The sequence below is a fragment of the Phenylobacterium sp. genome (genome assembly GCF_037968635.1).
Lineage (GTDB): Bacteria > Pseudomonadota > Alphaproteobacteria > Caulobacterales > Caulobacteraceae > Phenylobacterium.
The window spans coordinates 1-3,727 of record NZ_JBBKVV010000075.1; the positions used below are offsets into that span (position 1 = coordinate 1).

Sequence of the window (3,727 nt, forward strand, 5' to 3'; positions counted from 1 at the left end):
CCGGTCTTGTCGTCCAGCGGCCAGCCGGTGGTGTGCTGCACCAGGCCCGGCTTGAAGACCTCGTCCGGCACCTGCCATAGCTCCTTCAGGCCGATGCCGAATTTTTCGGGATCCTTGCCCTCACCGAGGCCGAACTTCGCCTTCAGCACCTTGGCCAGCGAGCCGCGAACGCCCTCGCCGATGAAGACGTACTTGCCGTGTAGCTCCATGCCCGGCTGGTAGTCGGGGCCGGGCTCGCCGTTCTTGTCGACGCCGAAGACGCCGGCCACCACGCCCTTCACCACGCCCTGGGGCGTCGTGACCAAGTCCGAGACCCCCATGCCCGGGTAGATCTCGACGCCCAGGGCCTCGGCCTGCTGCGCCAACCAGCGGCAGACGTCGCCCAGGCTGGCGATGTAGTTGCGATGGTTGTGCATCAGGCCCGGCATCAGGGCCATCGGCAGGCTGGCGCTGCCTTGCGGGCCGAGCAGCAGGAACTTGTCTTCGGTGACCGCGGTCGTCAGCGGCGCGCCCAGTTCCTTCCAGTCCGGATACAGCTCGTTGAAGGCGATCGGGTCGATCACCGCGCCCGACAGGATGTGGGCCCCGACCTCGGAGCCCTTTTCCAGCACCGCCACGGAAATCTCTGTCCCGGCCGCGTCCGCTAGCTGCTTCAGGCGGATCGACGCCGCCAGGCCCGAGGGACCGGCGCCGACGATCACGACGTCGTACTCCATGGATTCCCGTTCGACGTCTTCGCTCATGCCGGCCTCCCCTCGCTCAGCCGCTAGAGGGCGTCGCACCTCGTCAGTAGAACGCGGTTCATTGAGCTGCAACTTACGAGAAAGGTGCTGATCCGCGGCTACCTCCAATTATCTCGGGCCGCGCAAGGTCGATGTGGGGTGAGCATTGGAAGTTCTGCTCCCCACCCTCCGCTGCCGTCGGCAGGGTCCGGTTTCGGGCATGTTGGGTAACGTCTGCTTGCGGCGACCGCGCTTGGGACCGCTCGCGACCCAGAGCGGAAGTGTGGGAAATTTCCATTGCAGCGCGGTCTGCTACGGCGACGCACTGCGTGGGGCAGCGTGGCCACCCTCTTTGAGCCGTAGGTGGCCCTAGCCCTTCTGGCGGAGACCCACGCCATGGATCACCCCGTCTTCGCCGGTGCTGAAGACCACGCCCGCGACCTCGACTGCCTCCTTCACCTTCATCACAGTCTCGAACTTTGCGTGGAAGGTGTCCTCCGACGCCTCCAGCCGCTTGACGGTGATGGCTGAGAGGCCCGCTTCGTCGGCCAAGCGCTGCTGGTTCCAACCGAGGAGGGCGCGAGCAGCACGAATTTGCAGGTTAGAGATCACGGCTTGACGAGGCGTTTCGTGAAAGATACTTTTTGTATCAAATATGATAGCGGAGGGATCGCAGATGGTCCAGTTCACCGGGGTCGCGGCCCAACTTTTCGTCAATGACGTGATCGAGAGCGCCGAATATTACCGTGACGTGCTGGGCTTCAGCTTCGACCGGTTCTTTGGCGATCCGCCGGTGTTCGTGGGGGTAGACCGGGGCGCGGCGAAGCTGCTGCTCAAGAGCGCGCCCGAAGACCGAAAGCCGCTGGTATCGAACACGACCTCCCCGGGCGGATTTACCGACGTCTATATCTACTGCGACGACGTGATGGCGCTAGCCTCGGAGCTACGTGCCAAAGGCGCAGAAATCGTCGTCGAACCGGTCGATAGGCCGATCTACAACGGGAGGGAGCTGCACGTGCGCGACTGCAATGGCTGGGTGCTGTGCTTCGGGCAGTTGATGGATTGAACCAGTAGATCGCAACTTCAGCTGGCTACCCTTTGGGGACGTCGGCGGGGTCCGGTTTCCGGCGATCTGGAGGAATGTTTGCTTCCGGCGGTATTGCTCGGGACCGCTCGCGACCCATCTCGGATATTGAAGGAGTTAGCTATTGGAACGGCGTTCGTAGAAGATATCCCAAGCTTCTCGGTGGGTCTCAGCAAAGCCATGCCGGATGTAAAATCGGTTGGCGTCGCTCTCGCGCAAGACCGCCAACTTGAGCGAACGGCCCTCGGCTTCCGAAGCGCCAATGATGGTGTGAAGGATTTGCGCCCCCAACCCGCGGCCCTGACATTCTGGATCAATGTAGAAGTGTTCAATCCACGAGAGGGTGGCGGACACAGGCCGGATCGTGACGCAACCCACAAGGCGGCCGTCCGCATAGGCGACCTGCATCAGGGCGGGATCGAAGCCTTGTAGGAACCGATCTCGAGCGCGAGCAGGATCGAACCGCCCGATCCGCTCCAAGCTCTCGCGCATAGTCTTCAACCGCAGTTCCAGCAGAGTCTCGAAGTCGTCTGATGTCGCTGGGCGGAAGACGAGGGTCGGGATTTGGCTCACAGGCGACGATACCAGTCTTATGTCGGCGTCCCACCCTTCCGCGACTCTGGCGAGGTCCGCTTCCGGGCGGAAGCGTGGCCCCGCTTCGTCCGCCTTAGGCGCGCCAGCGGCGGTTCCAAGCGTCAGATTCGATCCACTAGCTTTCTATCGGGAATACGCCCCTTGGCGGGGTCTCGCCTCCGGCCGCGCCGCGGGTAGCTGTCGCACAGGCCACCAGGTGATGGGTCGCGACGCCACCAATCGCCGATTTTGGCGAGCGCGTGGTTGTCTGTGTTGACGGTGGTGAGAACCGATGGGTTAGGGGGCGGACCCGGCGGCGCGCCGATCACCTTGAGGATGTCGCCATCGCCAGCGCCGGTGAGGGTTCCGCGAGGGGGCACCCAAGGCGCTGAGGGCGTCAGGTGTCTGGCTGTGGTGATCCGCATTTCGGCGCCAGCACCAAGCCGTCAGTCGTCTCCCGGGTTGGGCGCTGCGGGGCGAGCTCGTCCGCGATCAATCTCACGAACCTAGGCCGGGACGGTCAGGGTCAAAGGCGACCTCGCCAGAGCGAGGCGAACCCCTGCGGATCCTCCGACCTTCGCTGCGCTGCAGGCCGGTTTCCACGGGGATTCGTCCTTTGGCCCCTCCCTTTCACCCGCCCTGGGCGGTCGCGAGATCGCGGGAACGACCCCGCAGATCCGGCAGCGCAAGAGGGAGACGAAAGATGGTCAGCATGGGGATGGCTCAAGCGGTTTATCAACACGCCCACGACTTCTACGACACCGGCAGCTGGTATGTGGTCGCCGAATGCTGGGACCTTCTGGCCATCGCCGAGGAACTGGACCGTCAGGAGGAGATCACCGCGATCCCCTTCGAGCTCGACACGGCCGCCATCGCCCACTTCCACCAGATGATCCACCCGCGGACGGGCAGCACGCGGCACTGACCTACCTCGGCGCCCGCTTCGGCGGGCGCCCTTCCCCCTGCCCTTCCCCCAATTTGGATGAAGCCGGCGGAACAGGGGTCGAACGAAATCCAAGTCCTTGTGTCAGGCAGGCCTGCGGCCACTCAGCCTTGGGGTTGGTGATTCGTTCTGACGTTGCGCCTTGGCGGCCTCGAACGGGTGCGTGATCCGGCGAGATTGAAGCCAACAGCCCGCCCGGCGAACCGGGCGGGGCCGAGCATATCTCCGAGACGCCAATGCCGGCTTGGAAGGCCCGCGACGCGCGTATGCACCGTGGTGGCAGGCCCTGGACCGGGCGACCGACCCCGTGCCTGACGGTTCTTCTGTCAGCCATCTCCCCGGCTGGACGAACGCAGCGATCCCTTCTCCCCTTGGGCGGGTTAGCCCCCGCACCCGGTTCCAGGG

General features: G+C 64.4%; 5 protein-coding genes. 2 read left to right on the forward strand and 3 right to left on the reverse strand.

Annotated elements, in window-relative coordinates; all coding sequences use genetic code 11:
• Together AAC997_RS08985 and AAC997_RS08990 are read right to left on the reverse strand one after the other, a co-directional pair.
• Positions 1–743 (reverse strand): NAD(P)/FAD-dependent oxidoreductase (locus tag AAC997_RS08985; RefSeq protein ID WP_340645353.1); only part of this gene is annotated, 743 nt, incomplete at its 3' end.
• A gap of 348 nt (positions 744–1,091) precedes the next feature.
• Positions 1,092–1,274, reverse strand: a complete 183-nt coding sequence (locus AAC997_RS08990) for a transcriptional regulator (protein WP_340645354.1) — start codon at positions 1,272–1,274, stop codon at positions 1,092–1,094.
• A gap of 124 nt (positions 1,275–1,398) precedes the next feature.
• Between AAC997_RS08990 and AAC997_RS08995 the strand changes: the two genes are divergently transcribed.
• Complete coding sequence (locus tag AAC997_RS08995; protein ID WP_340645355.1) at positions 1,399–1,788, forward strand: VOC family protein; 390 nt, start codon at positions 1,399–1,401, stop codon at positions 1,786–1,788.
• A 135-nt stretch (positions 1,789–1,923) separates the two neighbouring features.
• Here AAC997_RS08995 and AAC997_RS09000 read toward each other — a convergent pair whose 3' ends face one another.
• Positions 1,924–2,379, reverse strand: coding sequence for a GNAT family N-acetyltransferase (locus tag AAC997_RS09000; protein ID WP_340645356.1), 456 nt, complete (start codon positions 2,377–2,379; stop codon positions 1,924–1,926).
• 718 nt (positions 2,380–3,097) lie between these two features.
• Here AAC997_RS09000 and AAC997_RS09005 point away from each other — a divergent pair.
• The gene (locus AAC997_RS09005) at positions 3,098–3,304 is read left to right on the forward strand and encodes a hypothetical protein (RefSeq protein ID WP_340645357.1); all 207 of its coding nucleotides are present in this window, start codon (positions 3,098–3,100) and stop codon (positions 3,302–3,304) included.
• The last annotated feature ends 423 nt before the right edge of the window (positions 3,305–3,727 follow it).

Excerpts from the sequence above, each read along its gene's own strand:
- AAC997_RS08995 (WP_340645355.1), top strand. The coding sequence starts at position 1,399 with ATGGTCCAGTTCACCGGGGTCGCGGCCCAACTTTTCGTCAATGACGTG.
- AAC997_RS09005 (WP_340645357.1), top strand. The coding sequence starts at position 3,098 with ATGGCTCAAGCGGTTTATCAACACGCCCACGACTTCTACGACACCGGC.